The sequence below is a fragment of the Streptomyces lacaronensis genome (assembly GCF_047337785.1).
Lineage (GTDB): Bacteria > Actinomycetota > Actinomycetes > Streptomycetales > Streptomycetaceae > Streptomyces > Streptomyces lycopersici.
The window spans coordinates 2,948,359-2,968,038 of the sequence record NZ_JBLHDK010000003.1 but is presented as its reverse complement, the minus strand read 5'-3'; the positions used below and the strand labels follow the sequence as shown (position 1 = coordinate 2,968,038).

The window sequence follows — 19,680 nt, the reverse complement described above, 5'->3', positions numbered from 1 at the left end:
CAACTCGTAGGGGAGAACGATCACTCGTGACCTTATGTACTCCTCACCCGAACCTCACGTCCATCACGCCGTCCGACATCCAATCGACATCCGGACGCAACGGGCATCGACTCGGACCCGCCCAGGACACGTATCGCCCTCTTCTGTACGGGAGTTGACTCGCGCTACCGTCCGCCCGTGCTGCTACAGACGCGGAGATCCCGCATCCCCTGGACCACACTCGTGCTGTCGGCGGTCACCGCGCTGGTCGCCGCCGTCGTATCGCTGCTGCCACCGCTCGGTGCCCCGGCCGCCCACGCCGCCTCCGCCGCGCAGAGCAGATCGGACGGCAAACCGGACAGCCCATCAGAAAGCAGACCGGTCTACTCCTACGAGGACGCCATCCGCGAATCCGTATGGGTGGACACCACGATCGACGGCGACGCGGACGGACGGACCGACCGGGTCGCCGTCGACATCGTGCGGCCGCGCGAACCCGCCGCTCAGGGCCGCCGCATCCCCGTCATCATGGACGCCAGCCCGTACTACTCCTGCTGCGGGCGCGGCAACGAGAGCCAGACCAAGACCTATGACGCGGCCGGGAATCCGGTCCAATTCCCGCTCTTCTACGACAACTACTTCGTACCGCGCGGCTACGCCACCGTCCTGGTCGACCTCGCCGGAACCAACCGCTCCGACGGCTGTGTGGACGTCGGCGGCCGTTCCGACATCCTCTCCGCCAAGGCCGTGGTCGACTGGCTGAACGGCCGCGCGACCGCGTACAGCGCCCGCACCGGCGGGGAGCGGGTCAAGGCGAGCTGGTCCAACGGCGCCACCGGCATGATCGGCAAGAGCTACGACGGCACCATCGCCAACGGGGTCGCCGCCACCGGCGTCAAGGGGCTCAAGACCGTCGTGCCCATCGGCGCCATCTCCTCCTGGTACGACTACTACTTCGCCAAGGGCGCCGCGCTCTTCGACTCCGGCCCCGACGGGCTCTCGGACGCCGTTGAGAGCGATGACGCCCACGCCCGCTGCGCCGCCGTACAGAAACGTCTGGTCGAGGGCGCCCCGCGCAACGGCGACTGGACCGGTCTGTGGACCGACCGCGACTACGTGCCGGCCGTGGACAACGTGCGGGCCAGCGTCTTCGCCGTCCACGGGGCACAGGACCTCAACGTCCGCACCAAGCACCTCGGACAGTGGTGGAACGCCCTCGCCGACGCGGGCGTCGAGCGCAAGATCTGGCTCTCGCAGACCGGGCATGTCGACCCGTTCGACTACCGGCGTGAGGAGTGGGTGCGCACGCTGCACCGCTGGTTCGACCACTACCTCCTCGGTGTCGACAACGGCATCGAGCGCGAGCCGATGGCCGATGTCGAGCGCGCCCCCGACCAGTGGTCCACCGACCGCGTCTGGCCCCCCTCCGGCACCCGGCAGACCACCCTGCGCCCGCGCGGCGGCGCCACGGCGGGCGTGGGCGTGCTCGGCACCGAGCGGGCCGAGCCCGGCGCCACGGAGACCTTCACCGACGACCCCGCGCTGAGCGAGGCCGACTGGTCCGCGGCGATCGACACCTCGACGCCCGGCAAGGCCGGCTTCACCACCGGTCCGCTCAAGAAGGACCTGCGGCTGTCCGGCTCCGGCACGGTCACCGTCACCGCCACGCCCTCCACCACCAGCGCCCATCTCTCCGCGGTCCTGGTCGACCTCGGCCCGGCCACCATCCGCGACTACACGGCGGCGGGCGAGGGGATCACCACCCTCGACCGGCGCACCTGCTGGGGCAGCGGCACAGACGGCGACAGCGCCTGCTTCAAGGAGACCGCCGCCGACAAGGAGGACGTGGACTACACGGTCTTCAGCCGGGGCTGGGCCGACCTCGGTCACTCCGCGGACGACGGCAAGGGCCGCCCGCTGACCCCCGGCAAGGAGTACACCATCACCCTCGACCTCGCGGCGACCGACCATGTGGTCCCGGCCGGCCACCGCCTCGGTCTGATCATCGCCGGTACGGACGCGGGCCTCATCGAACCGCCGTCCACCACCCCGCGGCTGACCCTGGACCTGCCCCGCACCTCGGCCCGTCTGCCGCTGGTCGGTGGCGCCCCGAAGGCCGTGGCCGCCCCCTCGCCCACGGCGGCCACACCGCCCCTGAAGGGCGTACGGGCCCCGCACCACCGGACCCCGCTCCCGTCCATGTCCACCCACGACTGACCCGCGCCGGTGGGCCCCGCCGCCTGTGCGGGGCCCACCGGCGGCGGCCCGCCAGGACGCCGCCACCGATACCGCCCCGCATCCCCACACCCCAGGAGGTCCTTCTTGTTCTCGCGGTCACCCCTCATCCGCAGCGCCGCTTGCGGCGCGATCGGTGCGCTGCTGACCGGGTCGTTCCTCAGCGCGCCCGCGCGGGCCGAACAGCGCCTGCCGCGTACGGGGTTCGAGGTCAGCCATGGCGCACGGTGGACCACCCAGGCCGAGGAGGCGGACTTCCTCACGGCCGTCGACAAAGCGGCACCGCGCGTCGCCGTCGACCGGATCGGCGCCACCGCGCAGGGGCGGCCGCTGCGGCTGGTGCGGATCGGCGCACCTGCCGCACCCGCCGATCCGGTCCGGGCGGCGCGCGGCAACGTCCTGCTGCTCATCTGCTCCCAGCACGGCGACGAGCCCTCCGGCCGCGAGGCGTGTCTGTCCACCATCCGCGACCTCGCCTACGCCAAGGACGGCCGGACGCGGCGCTTCCTGGAGCGCACCCAGGTGCTCGTCGTCCCGACCGCCAACCCCGACGGCCGCGCCGCCGACACCCGTGGCAACTCCGACGGCGTGGACATCAACCGCGACCACATCGCGCTCTCCACCGCCGAGTCCCGCGCGATGGCGGGCGTCATCCGCGACTGGCGGCCGGACACCGTCTACGACCTGCACGAGTACGGGGCGACCGCCCCGTACTACGTGAAGGACCTGCTGGCGCTGTGGCCGCGCAACCTCAACACTTCAGGCCCGGTGCACCGCGAGGCGCGGACCCTGTCGGACGCCTATGCGCGCCCCAGCGTCGAGGCCGCGGGCCACACCACCGGCGTCTACGGCATATGGACCGACCCCGAGACCGGTGAGCCGGTCAAACAGGTGGCGGGCGACGGTCAGGAGCGGATCCTGCGCAACACCGCGGGCGTCAAGCATTCCGTCGGGCTGCTGGCCGAGACCCGGGTCGACCCGCTCACCGACGCCGAGAAGGCCGACCCCGCCCTCAACAACCGCCGCCGGGTGGACTCCCATCTGGCCGCCCTGAACGGCGCCTTCGACTTCATCACCGAGCGGCGCGCCCGGATCGAGGCGGCCACGACGGCGGCGCGGCTGGCCGGCTACGCGGACCGGGGCCCGGTCTACCTCGGCGGCGCCGACAACGAACCGCCGGAGAAGGACACGGTCCTCCAGGATCCGCCGTGCGGCTACCGGCTGGACGCCGAGAGTTATGGCGAGGTACGGGACGAGCTGGCCCTGCACGGGGTGACGGCGCGGCCCGTCAAGCGCGATGGAAGCGCCTTCGTACCGCTGCGCCAGTCGGCCCGCGCGCTGGTGCCGCTGCTGCTGGACGGCCGCGCCGCGTACCACCTCGCCGAGGGGCGGCCGGTGGACGCGTGCTGACCTGACGCCGTGACGCCCTGACGTGACGCCCTGACCTGACGTCCTGACGGCGCACGAAAAACACCGGCCCCACGGCCGGTGGCATGCATCCTGGAGTCCTGGGTAGCCGAAGCTCCGTCAGATAAACCCCCCAGTGAAAGGTCTTTTGCGTGCCGCAGACAGGTACAACTACGGGGGACGTCAGCGGCGATCCTCCGGTCGTGGATCTCCCTGGCTCCGACCCCGCCGGGCCCCATCGGAATCCCGGGACGGACCGCGTGGTCTTCGGCGTCTCCGCCGCGCTGACGGTCGCCTTCGTCATCTGGGGGTCCGTGGCCAGCGACACCCTGGAGAGCGTCTCGGACAGCATGCTCTCCGGGCTGATACACAACGGCGGATGGGCCTTCGTCCTGGCCGCGTCGGGGTTTGTGATCTTCGCCCTCTGGCTGGCCATGAGCCGCTACGGCAAGATCACCCTCGGAAAGGAGGGCGAGGAACCCGAATTCCGCACCGTCTCATGGGTCGCGATGATGTTCAGCGCGGGCATGGGCATCGGTTTGATGTTCTACGGCGTGAGTGAGCCGCTGTCGCACTTCATTTCCCCGCCGCCCGGGACCGACCCCGGCACCGCGGCCGAGAAGATGCAGACCGCGATGTCCACCACGCTCTTCCACTGGACGCTGCACCCCTGGGCCATCTACGCGGTCGTCGGCCTGGCCATCGCGTACAGCACCTTCCGCCGCGGCCGCCGGCAGACCATCAGCGCGGTCTTCACGCCCCTCATCGGCTCCAAGAACGCCAACGGCTGGGGCGGCCGGGTCATCGACATCCTGGCCATCTTCGCCACCCTCTTCGGCTCCGCCGCCTCGCTCGGCCTCGGCGCCTTGCAGATCGGCAGCGGTATCGAGGTGCTGGGCTGGAAGAGCGACGTGGGCACCGGGCTGCTGGTCGCCGTCATCGCGATCCTGACGGTCGCCTTCATCGCGTCCGCCGTCTCGGGTGTCGCCAAGGGCATCCAGTGGCTGTCCAACATCAATATGGTGCTGGCGCTCTTCCTCGCGGTCTTCGTCTTCGTGGCGGGCCCGACCATCATCATCCTCGATCTGCTGCCGACCTCGATCGGCTCGTACATCGGCGATCTGCCGCAGCTGGTGGGCCGCACCGAGGCCACCGGCGGCAAGTCGGTCGCGGACTGGCTGAGCAGCTGGACGGTCTTCTACTGGGCCTGGTGGATCTCCTGGACGCCGTTCGTGGGCATGTTCATCGCCCGGATCAGCCGCGGCCGCACCATCCGGCAGTTCGTGGGCGGTGTGATCCTGGTTCCGAGCACCGTCAGCCTGATCTGGTTCGCCATCTTCGGCGGCTCTTCGATGAAGCTTCAGGCCGCGGGGCGGCTGGGGAAGGAATCCACCCAGGAGGGACAGCTGTTCGGGGTGCTGGACCAGTACCCGATCGCCGGGGTGATGAGCGTCCTGGTGATGATCCTCGTCGGCATCTTCTTCGTCTCCGGCGCCGACGCCGCGTCCATCGTGATGGGCACGCTCTCGCAGAAGGGCGCCTTCGAGCCGACCCGCTTCGTGGTCATCTTCTGGGGCGTGGTCACGGGCGCGGTGGCGGCCGTCATGCTGCTGATCGGCGGCGGTGGGGGCGATGCCCTCACCGGGTTGCAGAACCTGACGATCCTGGTGGCGGCGCCCTTCACGCTGGTGATGGTGGGGCTGTGCTGGGCCCTGCTGAAGGATCTGCGCCGCGATCCGCTGATCGTCCGGGGCGAGAAGGGCGAGGAGGCCGTCGAGATGGCGGTCATCGCCGGTCATGAGAAGTACGCGGGCGAGTTCGAGATCCGCATCGGTCCGGTGACCCCGTCCGACGCCGGCTCCCCGCCGGATGCCGATTCCCCGTCCGGGAACGAGGACGGCGCGGCCAGGTCGGACGATCGCACCAGCGCGGCCGACGCCCGCTGAGCGGATCGGCGGAAGTCGACCGCGGTTCGGACGCGTCCCGAAGGGGCGCGGGGAACTGCGCGACCAGCCACGACGGCGTCGCAGATGATCGACGGCATGTCGGGGCACTTCCTGCGGACCCCTTAGCGGCCCCGGCCGCCGCTTTCGGGCGCGGCCGTGTCCTGCCGCCCGGACCCCGGTCCGGGCGGCGCACCGCCGGTTACCGCCTGATACCGCCCCGAACCGGGAATACTCGGGGCATGACCTCCGAGTACGTGACCTTCGGGCTGGCCCCGGCGATGCGCGCGGGCGGTGTGCTGGCCGACGGCGCGTACCAAACCCACCGCGACTTCCTGGACTTCGTGGTGGACGGCAGACCCCTGCTGGGGCGCCTCGCCGACCTCGACGCGGTCTCACCGCTCGCCGCCGACATCGCGCCCACCGCCCTCGCAGAGCAGGTGCGGAGGCTGCTGCTGGAGACGGAGGCGCCGCTGGCGGGGAACCGGTTCATCCTCTACGGCTGCCCGGAGTGCGAGGGGCTGGAATGCGGGGCCGTCACCGCCGTCATCGAGCGGGACGGTCCCGACGTCGTCTGGCGTGACTTCGTCCGGCAGACCGGCGGGACCCCGGACGCCGAGCGCGACGGATACCACGACCTCGGCCCTTACCGTTTCCACGGCGAGCAGTACCGCACCGCGCTGAAGGGGCTGCTGACCGCCGACGGCGCGCTCCCGCCCGAGATGCCGAACGGCCCGCGGGTGCTGCTGATCGGGCCGCGGGCCGCCGTCCTCGCCAAGCTGGCCGCCGCGCTGCGCCGCATCGGCATCGGCGCCGAGATCACCCTGGACGCGGCGGGTGCCCACGCGGATGAGCTGCGTAAATACAGTGCGGTGGTCTTCGGCCGGACGGTGGGTCAGGACGAGTGTGACGCGGTCCGGGACGCCTTCGCGGCGGCGCGCTCCGACGCGGTGTGCGTCACCGCGCTCGCCCCGATCGTCCCCCTGCTCGTCGCCCAGGTCGAACAGGCCCTGGACCGCACCCCCCTCGACCGCCGCCGCCTCCTCGGCCTGACGACGGCGGCGGGTGGCGCCGAGGCGGTGGTCGAGGTCGCGTCCACCTGCCGGGTGGCGCTTGTGGCCCATCGCCTGGACCGGTTGTCGCGGCCCCATACGCGCGAGCTCTTCGACGCCGTCCTGGACCCGGGCACCCACCACGTTCCCCTGGACCCCCGCGCCCTCCGTGGGCGCTCCTACCTGGTGGCGCGAACCAATGAAGCAGTCCGGGTCACGCCCGTGGAACGGTAACGGCGGCGGTCGGCCCGCCCCCGCGCGGCCTCGCCGTCATGGCGGGGCCGACCAGGGGCGGACCTTACTCAGCGGGCTAGCGCTTCTTCGGGTCCACCAGGCCCGCCCGCCGCAGGGCGTCCGCCATCGCGCCGTTCACCGGGGCCGCGTCGCGGCCGCCGCCGCGCTGCCCACGGCCGCCGCCCTGGCGCTGCTGGGGCGCGCCGCGACGGCCCCCGCCGCGCTGACCGCGGCCGTCGTCGGAGCGGTTGCGGTCGCGGCCGCCGCCGGACGGGGCGCTCGCCTCGTCGTCGAGCCGGAGCGTCAGCGAGATCCGCTTGCGCGGGATGTCGACGTCCAGGACCTTCACCCGCACGATGTCACCGGGCTTGACCACGTCCCGCGGGTCCTTGACGAACGTCTTGGACATCGCGGAGACATGCACCAGACCGTCCTGGTGCACACCGACGTCCACGAACGCGCCGAACGCCGCGACATTGGTGACGACGCCCTCCAGGATCATCCCGGCCGACAGGTCGCCGATCTTCTCGACGCCCTCCTTGAAGGTCGCCGTCTTGAAGGCGGGACGCGGGTCGCGGCCCGGCTTCTCCAGCTCCTTGAGGATGTCGGTGACGGTCGGCAGACCGAAGGCGTCGTCCACGAACTCGTTCGGCCGCAGGCCGCGCAGTACCGAGGTGTTGCCGATGAGGGTGGACACGTCGCCGCCCGCCGTGGCGGCCATCCGCCGCACCACCGGATACGCCTCGGGGTGCACGCTCGACCCGTCCAGCGGGTCGTCGCCGCCGCGGATGCGCAGGAAGCCCGCGCACTGCTCATAGGCCTTGGGGCCGAGCCGGGCCACGTCCTTGAGCGCCTTACGGTTGCGGAACGGGCCGTTGGTGTCGCGGTGGGAGACGATGTTCTCCGCGAGGCCGGTGCCGATGCCCGAGACCCGGCTGAGCAGCGGGGCGGAGGCCGTGTTGACGTCCACCCCGACACCGTTCACACAGTCCTCGACGACCGCGTCGAGCGAGCGGGAGAGCTTCACCTCGGACAGGTCGTGCTGGTACTGGCCGACGCCGATCGACTTCGGATCGATCTTGACCAGCTCGGCCAGCGGATCCTGGAGCCGCCGCGCGATGGAGACGGCGCCGCGCAGCGAGACATCGAGCTCCGGAAGCTCCTGCGAGGCGAAGGCGGAGGCCGAGTACACGGAGGCGCCGGCCTCCGAGACCATCACCTTGGTGAGCTTCAGCTCGGGGTGCTTGGCGCACAGGTCGCCCGCCAGCTTGTCGGTCTCGCGGGACGCCGTGCCGTTGCCGATCGCGATGAGCTCCACCTTGTGCTCACGCGCCAGCCGGGCCAGCTTGTCCAGGGCCTCGTCCCACTGGTTGCGGGGGACGTGCGGGTAGATCGTGTCCGTGGCCGCCACCTTGCCGGTCGCGTCGACCACGGCCACCTTCACGCCCGTACGGAAGCCGGGGTCGAGGCCCATCGTGGCGCGCGTCCCGGCCGGGGCGGCGAGCAGCAGATCGCGGAGGTTGGCGGCGAAGACGCGGACGGCCTCGTCCTCGGCGGCCTGGCGCAGCCGCAGCCGCAGATCGATGCCGAGGTGGACCAGGACGCGGGTGCGCCAGGCCCAGCGCACCGTGTCGGCCAGCCACTTGTCGGCGGGGCGGCCGCGGTCGGCGATGCCGAAGCGGTGGGCGATGGAGCGCTCGTAGGAGGTGGGGCCGGTCTCCTCGGAGGGCTCCTCCGGCTCCAGCGTGAGGTCGAGGACCTCCTCCTTCTCACCGCGGAACATCGCCAGCACCCGGTGCGAGGGCAGCTCGGTGAACGGCTCGGCGAAGTCGAAGTAGTCGGCGAACTTGGCGCCCGCCTCCTCCTTGCCCTCGCGCACCTTGGTGGCCACCCGGCCGCGCTCCCACATGCGCTCACGCAGCTCGCCGATGAGGTCCGCGTCCTCGCTGAACCGCTCGGTCAGGATGGCCCGCGCGCCCTCCAGCGCGGCGGCGGCGTCCGCGACGCCCTTCTCGGCGTCCACGAAGGCCGCCGCGGCGGCCGTGGGCTCCACGGTCGGGTCGCCCAGCAGTCCTTCGGCGAGCGGCTCGAGCCCGGCCTCGCGGGCGATCTGCGCCTTCGTGCGCCGCTTGGGCTTGTAGGGGAGGTAGATGTCCTCCAGCCGGGCCTTGGAGTCCGCGGCGAGGATCTGCGCCTCCAGGGCCTCGTCCAGCTTGCCCTGGGAGCGGATCGAGTCGAGGATCGCGGTGCGCCGCTCCTCCAGCTCCCGCAAATAGCGCAGCCGCTCCTCCAGGGAGCGCAGCTGCGCGTCGTCGAGCATCTCCGTCGCTTCCTTGCGGTAGCGCGCGATGAACGGCACGGTAGAGCCGCCGTCGAGCAGCTCGACGGCGGCCTTGACCTGCCGTTCCCGTACGCCGAGTTCCTCGGCGATCCTGCCTTCGATGGACGTCGTCACGATCACGCTCCGCTTTCGGTCTGAACTGCTCCTGCATTGTGGCAGGTGGCACTGACGAAGCGGTCGCGGCCGACGCTTTCGGCGGGCCGGGGAGGCCCGGGTACGGGCCGGGCGGACACCGGTATCAGCCGGAAACGGTCATCACACCCGCCTGCGACGCGGTCCGCTCGCCGCGTCGGAGACACCGCCGAGGAGGCGGGCCACAGCGCGGAAGGGAAGCGTCACCACGGTCGCGATGGCGGCACCGATGGCACGGAGCACGTCGGCGATGGCACGGAACACGGGATACCTCCTGTCGGTCGGTGGCGGCTCGGCGGCCGTCGCCGGGCACCGTTCGCTACGCGGCGCACGGGCTGTTGCCGGCGTACGCGGCGCGCGGTGTGGGCGCCCGGTTGTCGGACAGCCGATCGCGCACAGCAAGCGGGTATCCCGATGTGCCCCTGCCAAACGCGCCCCACGGCGGCGCCGCCGACCGGGGCCCTGTGCCGGGCCGGCGGCGGGCTCCGCGTCGGGCGTGTGTCCGGACGTGTCCGGGGCCGTGCCTCGCCGGGAGGCCCGGCCCCGGACGGGCGGCCCGAGGGGCCGTCCGTCAGTTCTTGCCGCGCAGGTCGGCCGGGAAGGCGCCGTTTTCGCGGGCGGTCGTGGAGAAGGCGGTGGCGAGCTCGGTGAGCCGGGACACGCCCTCGGCGCCCAGGTGCTCGTACGGCGCCGCGTCCAGACGGTCGGTCTCGGCCTCCAGGTCCCGGCGCAGCCGCTCACCGGCCTCCGTCAGCTCGTTGTCGGCGGTGAGCAGGCCGCGGTCGCGCAGCCGCTGGCGACCCGCCTCCCACTCCTCGGCGCTGTAGCCGCGCGTCCGCAGGATCCACTTGGTGGACATGCCCTGACCGGTCGCGGTGTGGGAGGCCAGCGCCTCGACCGCGTCCAGCCCGGCGCCGACCAGGGTCATCAGATGGGCGTCGCCGCGGTGTTCGCGCAGCAGCGTGGCGGCGTGCCACAGCGCCAGGTGCGGGGCGTCCGGGACGGGCAGGTCGGCGTGGGCGGCGTACAGCGGGCGCGCCAGGCGCGAGCAGGCCTCCGTGGCGCGCAGGGCCAGCTCCGCGGCCTCGGCCAGCTCCTTGGAGGCGATGATCTCCTCGCCCAGCACCCGCCGCAGCACCGAGTCGGCGGCCCGCAGCCGGGCCTCCAGGGCGACCTCGGGGGAGACCACATCCCACGCGGCCGGAATGTGGCGGGCGACCAGGTCGTGGCTGAAGTTGAAGAAGGTCGCGGTGACGGTGCCCGCGCCCACCCGTCCGAGGGGCGCCGCGCGGCCGACGAAGTACGCTGCCGCGCCGTCCTTCAGCCCCAGCTCGGCGAGTTCCTCGCCGAAGTCGGGGGAGAAGTAGATGGCGGAGTGGAGGGGGTTGACGACGCTGTAACAGCGACGGGCGGCAAGCTCGGGAAGTGTGGTCATGGGCCGCACGTTACCGACAGGTAGTCACTCCCGGTAGCCCGGGTCTCACCAGTCCTCGTCGGTCCCGCCGGATCCGGCCACTCCTCGACCGCCGTGACGCCCTTACGGCTCCCATCGGCCCGGCCGGTCCCGCCAGACCCCCGCCGCCGTGACGCCCTCACGGATCCCATGGACCCCGCCCGATCCGGCCGCGTCCCGCCGTGGTCATTCGGCCGGTGGGGTCCAGCGGAACCGGGGCGGGCGGCGCTCGAAGAAGGCCGCGATGCCCTCGGCGGCCTCCTTGCTGTCCCCCGCCTGCTCCTGCCAGTACGCGACCCTGTCCGGCTCGGCGCGCCCGGCCGCGAACTCCTTGGCCGCGGCCTGGGTGAGCTGCGACCGCGAGACCAGCACCCGCGTGAACTCCGCCACCCGCTTGTCGAGTTCGCCCACCGGCAGCACCTCGTCCACCAGCCCGGTGCGCAGCGCCCGCTCGGTGTCGATCAGCTCGCCCGAGAACAGCAGGAACTTGGCGGTGGCCGGTCCCACCAGCTCGACCAGCCGGCGGGTCGAGCTGGAGGCGTAGACGATCCCCAGCTTGGCCGGGGTGATCCCGAACTGGGCGCCCTCCTCGGCGAACCGGAGATCGCAGGCGGCCGCGAGCTGGCAGCCGCCGCCCACGCAGTAGCCGCGCACCGCGGCCAGGGTCGGCTTGGGGAAGGCCGCCAGCGCCTCCTCGGCGGGCAGCGCGATCCCGGCGGTCTCCTCGTACGTGGCGCTCAGCGAGCCGATGTCGGCGCCCGCGCAGAAGGTGTCGCCGTCGCCGGTGAGCACCAGCGCCCGTACGGCGGGGTCGGCGGCGAGCCGGGCCAGCAGCGGGGGCAGCGTCCGCCACATCCGGGGGGTCATCGCGTTGCGCTTGGCGGGGTGGCGGATGACGACGGTCGCTATGCCGTCCGCGACCTCGTGCTCCAGAGAGGGCTCCATGTGGCGGATCGTATCCGGGCCGCTGATATCCGCTGGGACCCGGCCGTTCAAGCCGGTCACGGCCAGGACAAGGCTCGGACTCCATAGAGTCAATGCACGGAATCCACGCGAGCAGGAACAGTCGAGCGCGTGACCGTGGCATACGCCAACGATCAAAAACGCTCGATAAGCATCAAGTTGTGCGTAGTCCTCTGGTCAGTACCAGAGCTTCCCAACACTCGATACGAGTGGTCGGGCCGCGGCGAGGGGTTGGGTATCGCACATGGAGATCGTCGGAAGAGTCCCCTCCGAAGCGGGATACGCCCCGCCCCCGGTCGGCTACGAGGGGACCTGGAGGTTCACCGCACCGGCCCTGGACTCCTCCGTGCCACAGGCCCGGCACGCGGTGCGCGAGCTGCTGGTCCATCAACGGGCGCCGGTGAACGACGAACTGGTGGAGAGCCTGCTCCTGATCGTCTCCGAGCTGGTCACCAACGCGGTGCGGCACGCGGCGCTGCTCTCCCCCGAGATCGGCGTCGAGGTCTGCCTGAGCCGGAACTGGGTCCGGATCGCCGTCGAGGACAACCATCCCTACCGCCCCGTCGCGCTCATGGCGGACCAGGGCGGGACCGGTGGGCGGGGGCTGCTGCTGGTGACGGCGATCACGGAGGAGGCGGGCGGCGCCTACGACGTGGACCACACGGCGAGCGGCGGCAAGGTGGTCTGGGCCGCCCTTCCGCTGCCCGGCGCCGCTACCAGCCTGCCGCCGTCCCGGTGAGCTCACGGACCGCCGGGCGGGCCGCGTCCAGCACGGTCATGAACCACGCCGAGAACGGCCCCTCGGCACGCAGCTTCTCCAGCTCGTCGGGGGTGACGAAGGCGATCTCGCCGATCTCCTCGGGGTCCGGGCGCGGGGTCGCCCGCACCAGCCCCGCGAAGAGGTGGTTGTACTCCTGCTCCACCAGGCCCGAGGTCGGGTCCGGGTGGTTGTAGCGGACCGTGCCCGCCTCCCGCAGCAGCGCGGGCGCCACGCCCAGCTCCTCGGCGGTGCGCCGGGCGGCGGCCACGAACGGCGGCTCACCGGGGTAGGGGTGGCCGCAGCAGGTGTTGGACCAGACCCCGGGGGAGTGGTATTTGCCCAGCGCGCGGCGCTGGAGCAGCAGCCGCCCCTCGTCGTCGAAGAGGAAGACGGAGAACGCCCGGTGCAGCTGCCCGGGCGCGAGATGAGCGGAGAGCTTCTCCGCGGTGCCGATCGTCGTACCGTCCTCGTCGACCAGCTCGAGCATGATCCGTTCTGCGGAACCGCTCGGCGCGGCGGTCTCGGCGGTCTCGGCGGAGCCGCCGTTGGCAGGTGTGATCGGCATGACCATCCTCATAGTTCCGACTCGTGAACGTCCAAGTCTGCCGCACATGTGCCCCTCGTCTGTGACAGTGGCACAGCTTGGCTTCGTGATCAGCATGCCCACCCGGTTCCCGCTGGAACGTGCGGTGCCCGGCGTCGAAGTGCTCCCCGAGACCTCCCTGGAGGGCGTGCGGCATCCGCTCGTGGCCCATCGCGTCCAGGGCCCCCGGGACGACCACCACATGCGCGGAGAGCACCGGCATTCCCGAGGCGATGGTCCAGACGTGGAGGTCGTGCAGCCCCTCGACCCAGGGCAGGCCGATCATGAGGGCGGGCCCCGGCATGGCCGGAGCGGTCGTGCGGGGCCCGGTGTGCCCCGCCCGGTCAGCCGCGCCGGGCCTCGGGGTGGTGCAGGCACCAGCCTTCCCAGGCCGACTCCACCATCGCGCGCACATCGTGCCGGGCGCTCCAGCCCAGCTCCTTGGCGATCAGTTCGGTGGATCCGACGACCCGGGCCGGATCGCCCGCCCGGCGCGGCCCCACCACGGGGGTGAGCTCCGGGCGGCCGGTGATCTCGCCGATCAGATCGGACATCTCCCGCACCGAGACGCCCCGGCCGGTGCCGATGTTCACCGTGAGATCGCCCGGCTCCGGCTGCGCGGCCAGCCGACGGGCCACGGCCAGATGGGCGGAGGCCAGATCCTCGACATGGATGTAGTCGCGGACACAGGTGCCGTCGGGGGTGTCGTAGTCATCACCGAAGATCCGCGGCGGCTCTCCCCCGGTGATCCGCTCGAACATCATCGGGATGATGTTGAAGACTCCGGTGTCGGCCAGCTCGGGGCGCGTGGCACCCGCCACATTGAAGTAGCGCAGACAGGCCGTGGAGAGGGAGTGGGCCGCGCCAGCCGCTCTGACCAGCCATTCTCCGGCCAGCTTGGTCTCTCCGTACGGATTGATCGGCAGGCACGGGGTGTCCTCGGTGACGAGTTCCACATCGGGCATGCCGTAGACGGCGGCGGAGGAGGAGAAGAGGAAGCGGCTGACACCGGCCGCGACCGCCGCCTCCAGCAGCACCGTGAGCCCGTGCACATTCTCGCGGTAGTAGCGGAGCGGCTGCTCCACGGACTCCCCGACCTGCTTCTTCGCCGCGAGATGCACCACACCGGTGATCCCCAGTTCGGCGAATGTGCGGTCCAGCAGCTCACGGTCCAGGGTGGAGCCGCACACCAGCGGCACGTCCTCGGGCAGCCGCGCCCGGACGCCGCTGGTCAGGTCGTCGAGCACGGCCACGGACTCGCCCGCCTCGGCCATGGCCCGCACGACATGCGACCCGATATATCCGGCACCACCTGTGATCAGCCATGTCATGCCCCGCACCCTATCCATGGCGGGGCGATCGCCGTTTGTGGAGGACAGCCGCCATCCACCATGATGATCGGCGGCGCGCGGAAGTGGTCGTTCCCCCGATCGTGTGGTGAATGTGCGGTGAACGGCGGCTTCCAGCGATCCGATAGCCTCTGCCGGACGTGCCGCCGGCCCCACGGGGCCAGGGCGTGCGATGCCCATGGCCCGGAGGGCCCCAGGCCGGTGCCATCAGCGGCGCGGCCACCATGTCAGCTGCCAAGGAGTGAGTTCGTCTGTCGACCGCGATTCTCACCGGTGCGCCGGTCGCCGGCTCGTCCCTCGAGGACGACCTGCGGTCGCTGGGCTTCGCCGTGCGTACGGCGACCGACGCCGCCGGGGTCACGGCGGAGCTCGCCGCCGTCCCGGCGCATGAGCGGGTGGCCCTCGTGGACCCCCGCTTCGTCGGCCATGTCCATGCCCTGCGGCTGGCCCTCACCGACCCCCGCTTCCCGGCCGCGACGGTGCGCGGTGCGCTCAGCGTCCAGGCCGAGGCCCGTACGGCCCTGGCCCGCGCCGTGACGGGTGCCGCCGCCACGGCGCGGACCTCTGGGAACGGAGGTGGGGCGCCCACCGCCGCCCCGGCCCGCGGCTTCGCCCGGAGCCCGGAGCGCGCGGCCGCGCCGACAGCGGCCGCCCCGACCTCGGTGCCCGCCGCCGCACCCGGCTGCGCGGGGCAGGCGCCGCCGTCTGTCGGCGCGGCCCCGGGTTCCGGCTCGGCCCCGAGCCCCGGCGCCTCCGTGGCTGCGGGCGCGGCCGATCGGGCCGACGCCGCCGCGCGCGGCGGTCGTGGCAGGCTCCGTCCCGGTGTCGGGCTGGACGGCTCAGCGGCGCGGGGTCCCGAGGAAGCCGCGCCGGATGCGACCGCGCCCGGCGCGGCTGGGGCCGTCAACGCCGGTGCTGTCGGTGCTGTCGGTCAGGTGACCCGCACCGGCGGCGGGACGGCCTCGCCGGACCGTTTCGCCGACGCAGGCGTATCCGACGCAGGCGTACCCGCGGACGCCACCGCTCCCGGGCCCGCCACGCGGGCCGGTGAGACCCGCGACGCGGCCCACGCTTCGGACCAGCACGCGGCCCACGCGTCGGACGAGGACGCGGCCCACGCGTCGGACAAGGACGCCGGAAGCCGGAGCCGGAGCCGGAGCCGGACGCAGCCGTCCGCGGCCACGGTCACCGACGGCGCGCCCGACGCCCACTCCCGCGTGGACGACCTCGCCGCCGCCCTCGACGCCGGAGGCGTCCCCGTGCACCGGCCCGAGCTCGGGGTGCTCGTGGCCGCCGTGCCCGCGGACGCCGCCGCGCGGGCCGCGGCGCGGGACGCCGTGGACGCGGTGGACGACGAGCGGGTGCGGCTGCGGTCGGCCGTGAAGTCGCGGGACGGCTTCTTCACGACCTTCTGCATCAGCCCGTACTCCCGCTACATCGCCCGCTGGTGCGCCCGGCGCGGGCTGACCCCCAATCAGGTCACCACCGCCTCCCTCATCACCGCCCTCATCGCGGCGGCGTGCGCCGCCACCGGCACCCGGCCCGGGTTCGTCTCGGCTGGTCTGCTGCTGATCGCCTCGTTCGTGCTCGACTGCACCGACGGGCAGTTGGCCCGCTACTCGCTCCAGTACTCCACGCTCGGCGCCTGGCTGGACGCCACGTTCGACCGGGCCAAGGAGTACGCCTACTACGCGGGCCTCGCACTCGGCGCCGCCCGCGCCGACGGCGACGACATCTGGGCGCTCGCGCTCGGCGCGATGGTGCTCCAGACCTGCCGCCATGTCGTGGACTTCGCCTTCAACGAGGCCAACCACGACGCCACCGGCAACACCAGCCCCACCGCCGCCCTCTCCGGCCGCCTCGACAGCGTCGGCTGGACGGTCTGGGTGCGCCGCATGATCGTGCTGCCGATCGGCGAGCGCTGGGCGATGATCGCCGTGCTGACGGCGTTGACCACGCCCCGTATCACCTTCTACGCACTGCTCATCGGCTGTGCGCTGGCCGCCTGCTACACCACCGCGGGCCGGGTGCTGCGCTCGCTGACCCGCCGGGCCGAGCGCACGGACCGGGCCGCCCGCGCCCTCGCCGAGCTGACCGACTCCGGCCCGCTGGCCGAACTGGTCGCCAAGGCCCTCCCTCGCGGGACGGGTTCGTACCTCGCCCCGCTGTCGGCCGCCCTCGGCACGGCGGCCGTCCTGGCCGGCGCCGCGGCCGCCGGGTTCGGCTCCTGGGTGCCGGTCGGCTGCGCCGTGCTCTACGCGGTCCTCGCGGGCGTCGCCGTCTCCGCGCCGCTCCAGGGCCCCCTCGACTGGCTGGTGCCGCCGCTCTTCCGCGCGGCCGAATACGGCACCATCCTGATCCTGGCGGCTTGCTCGGAGGTGAACGGCGCCTTGCCGGCGGCTTTCGGGCTCGTTGCGGCGGTCGCCTACCATCACTACGACACGGTGTACCGCATCCGTGGTGGCACGGGAGCGCCCCCGCACCGGCTGGTGCGGGCGATCGGCGGGCACGAGGGGCGGACGGTGGCGGTCACCGCCGCCGCTGCTCTGCTGCACCACCAGAACCAAGGTTTCACCATCGCGTTGACCGCTTTGGCGGCGGCCCTCGCGCTGGCGGTGCTCATCGAGAGCATCCGCTTCTGGGTGTCCTCAGGAGCACCCGCTGTACACGACGAATCAGGAGAACCCGCATGATCGGCCTCGTGCTCGCGGCCGGCGCCGGACGGCGTCTGCGCCCCTACACCGACACGCTTCCCAAGGCCCTGGTGCCCGTGGACGGTGAGACCACCGTCCTCGACCTGACCCTCGGCAACTTCGCGGAGGTCGGTCTGACCGAGGTCGCCATCGTCGTCGGCTACCGCAAGGAGGCCGTGTACGAGCGCAAGGAGGCCCTGGAGAAGCGTTACGGCGTCAAGCTCACGCTGATCGACAACGACAAGGCCGAGGAGTGGAACAACGCCTACTCCCTCTGGTGCGCCCGTGACGCGATCCAGCACACCGTGATCCTCGCCAACGGCGACACCGTGCACCCGGTCTCGGTCGAGAAGACCCTGCTGGCCGCGCGCGGCAACGGCCAGAAGATCATCCTCGCCCTCGACACGGTCAAGCAGCTCGCCGACGAGGAGATGAAGGTCGTCGCCGACCCCGACAAGGGCGTCCAGAAGATCACCAAGCTGATGGACCCGGCCGAGGCGACCGGTGAGTACATCGGCGTCACCCTGATCGAGGGCGAGGCCGCCGCCGACCTCGCGGACGCGCTGAAGGCCACCTTCGAGCGCGACCCCGACCTCTACTACGAGGACGGCTACCAGGAGCTGGTCAACCGCGGCTTCAAGATCGACGTGGCCCCCATCGGCGACATCAAGTGGGTCGAGATCGACAACCACGACGATCTGGCGAAGGGCCGTGAGATCGCGTGCCAGTACTGACGAGGCTCATCCCCTCGCCGCTCGTCGTCGACATCCGCGCGGGCGCCCTGGACGACCTCGCGGGGGTCCTCGCCGACCAGCGGATCTCCTCCTCCGGCAAGCTGGCCATCGCCATCAGCGGCGGCTCCGGCGCCCTGCTGCGCGAGCGGCTGGCGCCGGCGCTGCCGGGCGCGAGCTGGTACGAGGTCGACGGCGGCACCCTGGATGACGCGATCAAGCTCGCCGACCGCATGAAGTCGGGGCACTACGACGCCGTCGTGGGGCTGGGCGGCGGAAAGATCATCGACTGTGCGAAGTTCGCCGCGGCGCGCATCGGCCTTCCGCTGGTCGCCGTCGCCACCAACCTCTCGCACGACGGTCTGTGCTCCCCGGTCGCGACCCTCGACAACGACGCGGGCCGCGGCTCGTACGGGGTGCCCAACCCGATCGCCGTGGTCATCGACCTCGATGTGATCCGGGAGGCGCCGGTCCGCTTCGTCCGCTCCGGTATCGGCGACGCCCTGTCCAACATTTCCGCGGTCGCCGACTGGGAGCTGTCCAACCGGGAGACCGGCGAGCAGATCGACGGCCTCGCGGCCGCGATGGCGCGCCAGGCCGGTGAGGCCGTGCTGCGCCACCCCGGCGGGGTCGGCGACGACGGCTTCCTCCAGGTGCTGGCCGAGGGACTGGTGCTCACCGGCATCTCGATGTCGGTCGCGGGGGACTCCCGCCCGGCCTCCGGTGCCTGCCACGAGATCAACCACGCCTTCGACCTCCTCTTCCCCAAGCGCGCCGCCAGCCACGGCGAGCAGTGCGGTCTGGCCGCCGCCTTCGCGATGCGTCTGCGCGGGGCGCACGAGGAGTCGGAGCACATGGCCGAGGTGCTGCACCGGCACGGGCTGCCCGTGCTGCCCGAGGAGATCGGCTTCACCGTGGACGAGTTCGTCCAGGTGGTGGAGTTCGCTCCGAAGACGCGCCCCGGCCGCTACACGATCCTCGAGCACCTCGACCTCTCATCCGACGCGATCAGGGACGCATACGCCGACTATGCCAAAGCAGTCAGTCAAGCCATCAGTGGCTGAACTCCGCCCGGTCGTCCACCCCGCGGGGGTGAAGGACCGGCGGAGCGGTGAGCACTGGGCCGGGCGCCTCTACATGCGGGAAATCTCGCTGCGCATCGACCGGCACCTGGTGAACACGCGGGTCACGCCCAACCAGCTGACGTATCTGATGACCGTCTTCGGCGCCCTCGCGGCCCCGGCCCTGCTGGTGCCGGGGATCGCGGGCGCCGTGCTCGGGGTGCTGATGGTCCAGCTCTACCTGCTGCTGGACTGCGTCGACGGCGAGATAGCCCGCTGGAAGAAGCAGTTCTCGCTGGGCGGCGTGTATCTGGACCGGGTCGGCGCGTACCTGTGCGACGCCGCGGTGCTCGTCGGCTTCGGTCTGCGCGCAGCCGATCTGTGGGGCTCCGGGCGGATCGACTGGCTGTGGGCGTTCCTCGGCACCCTCGCCGCGCTCGGCGCCATCCTGATCAAGGCCGAGACCGACCTCGTCGGGGTCGCCCGGCACCAGGGCGGTCTGCCGCCGGTCAAGGAGGCGGCCGCCGAGCCGCGCTCGTCCGGTGTGGCGCTGGCCCGCAGGGCGGCCGCGGCGCTGAAGTTCCACCGGCTGGTCCTCGGGGTCGAGGCGTCGCTGCTGATCCTCGTGGTGGCGGTCGTGGACCAGGTGCGCGGCGATCTGTTCTTCACCCGGCTGGGCGTTGCCGTACTGGCCGGTATCGCCCTGCTGCAAACCCTGCTTCACCTCGTGTCCATCCTCGCGTCGAGCAGGCTCAAGTGAGCAT

Annotated in this window: 15 protein-coding genes and 1 pseudogene; 9 read left to right on the top strand and 7 right to left on the bottom strand. The window is 72.1% G+C overall.

Annotated elements, in window-relative coordinates:
• The first annotated feature begins 177 nt into the window (after window positions 1-177).
• From ACMTAK_RS12495 to ACMTAK_RS12480, 4 genes are all read left to right on the top strand, one after another.
• Entirely contained in the window at window positions 178-2,196 is a 2,019-nt protein-coding gene (locus ACMTAK_RS12495) for a Xaa-Pro dipeptidyl-peptidase (RefSeq protein WP_413806277.1), read from the top strand.
• A gap of 105 nt (window positions 2,197-2,301) precedes the next feature.
• Window positions 2,302-3,624 carry a M14 family metallopeptidase gene (locus ACMTAK_RS12490; protein ID WP_413806276.1) on the top strand — a complete coding sequence of 441 codons (1,323 nt, stop codon included), beginning with the start codon at window positions 2,302-2,304 and terminating at the stop codon, window positions 3,622-3,624.
• A 200-nt stretch (window positions 3,625-3,824) separates the two neighbouring features.
• Window positions 3,825-5,567 carry a BCCT family transporter gene (locus tag ACMTAK_RS12485; RefSeq protein ID WP_413806275.1) on the top strand — a complete coding sequence of 581 codons (1,743 nt, stop codon included), beginning with the start codon at window positions 3,825-3,827 and terminating at the stop codon, window positions 5,565-5,567.
• Window positions 5,568-5,806: 239 nt separating this feature from the next.
• A complete protein-coding gene (locus tag ACMTAK_RS12480; RefSeq protein ID WP_413806274.1) occupies window positions 5,807-6,850 on the top strand; it encodes an oxidoreductase in 1,044 nt (347 codons plus the stop codon).
• A gap of 76 nt (window positions 6,851-6,926) precedes the next feature.
• Here the strand turns inward: ACMTAK_RS12480 and ACMTAK_RS12475 are convergent, their stop codons facing one another.
• The 4 genes from ACMTAK_RS12475 to ACMTAK_RS12460 all read right to left on the bottom strand — a co-directional run bounded on the left by ACMTAK_RS12475 (window position 6,927) and on the right by ACMTAK_RS12460 (window position 11,721).
• Window positions 6,927-9,305 carry a Tex family protein gene (locus tag ACMTAK_RS12475; RefSeq protein WP_413806273.1) on the bottom strand — a complete coding sequence of 793 codons (2,379 nt, stop codon included), beginning with the start codon at window positions 9,303-9,305 and terminating at the stop codon, window positions 6,927-6,929.
• Window positions 9,306-9,446: 141 nt separating this feature from the next.
• The gene (locus ACMTAK_RS12470) at window positions 9,447-9,587 is read right to left on the bottom strand and encodes an LPFR motif small protein (RefSeq protein WP_201854464.1); all 141 of its coding nucleotides are present in this window, start codon (window positions 9,585-9,587) and stop codon (window positions 9,447-9,449) included.
• Window positions 9,588-9,894: 307 nt separating this feature from the next.
• The gene (locus tag ACMTAK_RS12465; protein WP_413806272.1) at window positions 9,895-10,758 is read right to left on the bottom strand and encodes an SCO6745 family protein; all 864 of its coding nucleotides are present in this window, start codon (window positions 10,756-10,758) and stop codon (window positions 9,895-9,897) included.
• Between the two features lie 204 nt (window positions 10,759-10,962).
• A complete protein-coding gene (locus ACMTAK_RS12460) occupies window positions 10,963-11,721 on the bottom strand; it encodes an enoyl-CoA hydratase/isomerase family protein (RefSeq protein WP_413806271.1) in 759 nt (252 codons plus the stop codon).
• A gap of 262 nt (window positions 11,722-11,983) precedes the next feature.
• On the opposite strand from ACMTAK_RS12460, the gene ACMTAK_RS12455 reads away from it, so the two are divergent.
• On the top strand, window positions 11,984-12,478 hold the full coding sequence (locus ACMTAK_RS12455; protein WP_413806270.1) for an ATP-binding protein: 495 nt from the start codon (window positions 11,984-11,986) through the stop codon (window positions 12,476-12,478).
• Here ACMTAK_RS12455 and idi read toward each other — a convergent pair.
• The 3 genes and pseudogenes from idi to galE form a co-directional block, all read right to left on the bottom strand.
• Complete coding sequence (idi, locus tag ACMTAK_RS12450) at window positions 12,453-13,064, bottom strand: isopentenyl-diphosphate Delta-isomerase (protein ID WP_413806269.1); 612 nt, start codon at window positions 13,062-13,064, stop codon at window positions 12,453-12,455. The genes ACMTAK_RS12455 and idi overlap by 26 nt on opposite strands.
• A 67-nt stretch (window positions 13,065-13,131) precedes the next feature.
• A pseudogene (locus ACMTAK_RS12445) lies at window positions 13,132-13,368 on the bottom strand (cation diffusion facilitator family transporter); the annotation flags it as partial.
• A 58-nt stretch (window positions 13,369-13,426) separates the two neighbouring features.
• Window positions 13,427-14,413, bottom strand: a complete 987-nt coding sequence (gene galE / locus ACMTAK_RS12440) for a UDP-glucose 4-epimerase GalE (protein WP_413806268.1) — start codon at window positions 14,411-14,413, stop codon at window positions 13,427-13,429.
• Between the two features lie 953 nt (window positions 14,414-15,366).
• On the opposite strand from galE, the gene ACMTAK_RS12435 reads away from it, so the two are divergent.
• The 4 genes from ACMTAK_RS12435 to ACMTAK_RS12420 are packed head-to-tail and all read left to right on the top strand — an operon-like array spanning window position 15,367 to window position 19,676.
• Window positions 15,367-17,124, top strand: coding sequence for a DUF5941 domain-containing protein (locus ACMTAK_RS12435; RefSeq protein ID WP_413812867.1), 1,758 nt, complete (start codon window positions 15,367-15,369; stop codon window positions 17,122-17,124).
• Window positions 17,121-17,858, top strand: coding sequence for a phosphocholine cytidylyltransferase family protein (locus ACMTAK_RS12430; protein ID WP_210945126.1), 738 nt, complete (start codon window positions 17,121-17,123; stop codon window positions 17,856-17,858). The genes ACMTAK_RS12435 and ACMTAK_RS12430 overlap by 4 nt, the downstream gene beginning before the upstream one ends.
• Window positions 17,846-18,919, top strand: a complete 1,074-nt coding sequence (locus ACMTAK_RS12425; protein WP_020867256.1) for an iron-containing alcohol dehydrogenase family protein — start codon at window positions 17,846-17,848, stop codon at window positions 18,917-18,919. The genes ACMTAK_RS12430 and ACMTAK_RS12425 overlap by 13 nt, the downstream gene beginning before the upstream one ends.
• Window positions 18,885-19,676, top strand: coding sequence for a CDP-alcohol phosphatidyltransferase family protein (locus ACMTAK_RS12420; protein WP_078559614.1), 792 nt, complete (start codon window positions 18,885-18,887; stop codon window positions 19,674-19,676). The genes ACMTAK_RS12425 and ACMTAK_RS12420 overlap by 35 nt, the downstream gene beginning before the upstream one ends.
• Window positions 19,677-19,680: the final 4 nt, after the last annotated feature.

Excerpts from the sequence above, each read along its gene's own strand:
- galE (WP_413806268.1), bottom strand. The coding sequence starts at position 14,413 with ATGACATGGCTGATCACAGGTGGTGCCGGATATATCGGGTCGCATGTC.
- ACMTAK_RS12430 (WP_210945126.1), top strand. The coding sequence starts at position 17,121 with ATGATCGGCCTCGTGCTCGCGGCCGGCGCCGGACGGCGTCTGCGCCCC.
- idi (WP_413806269.1), bottom strand. The coding sequence starts at position 13,064 with ATGCCGATCACACCTGCCAACGGCGGCTCCGCCGAGACCGCCGAGACC.
- ACMTAK_RS12480 (WP_413806274.1), top strand. The coding sequence starts at position 5,807 with ATGACCTCCGAGTACGTGACCTTCGGGCTGGCCCCGGCGATGCGCGCG.
- ACMTAK_RS12460 (WP_413806271.1), bottom strand. The coding sequence starts at position 11,721 with ATGGAGCCCTCTCTGGAGCACGAGGTCGCGGACGGCATAGCGACCGTC.
- ACMTAK_RS12465 (WP_413806272.1), bottom strand. The coding sequence starts at position 10,758 with ATGACCACACTTCCCGAGCTTGCCGCCCGTCGCTGTTACAGCGTCGTC.
- ACMTAK_RS12455 (WP_413806270.1), top strand. The coding sequence starts at position 11,984 with ATGGAGATCGTCGGAAGAGTCCCCTCCGAAGCGGGATACGCCCCGCCC.
- ACMTAK_RS12420 (WP_078559614.1), top strand. The coding sequence starts at position 18,885 with ATGCCAAAGCAGTCAGTCAAGCCATCAGTGGCTGAACTCCGCCCGGTC.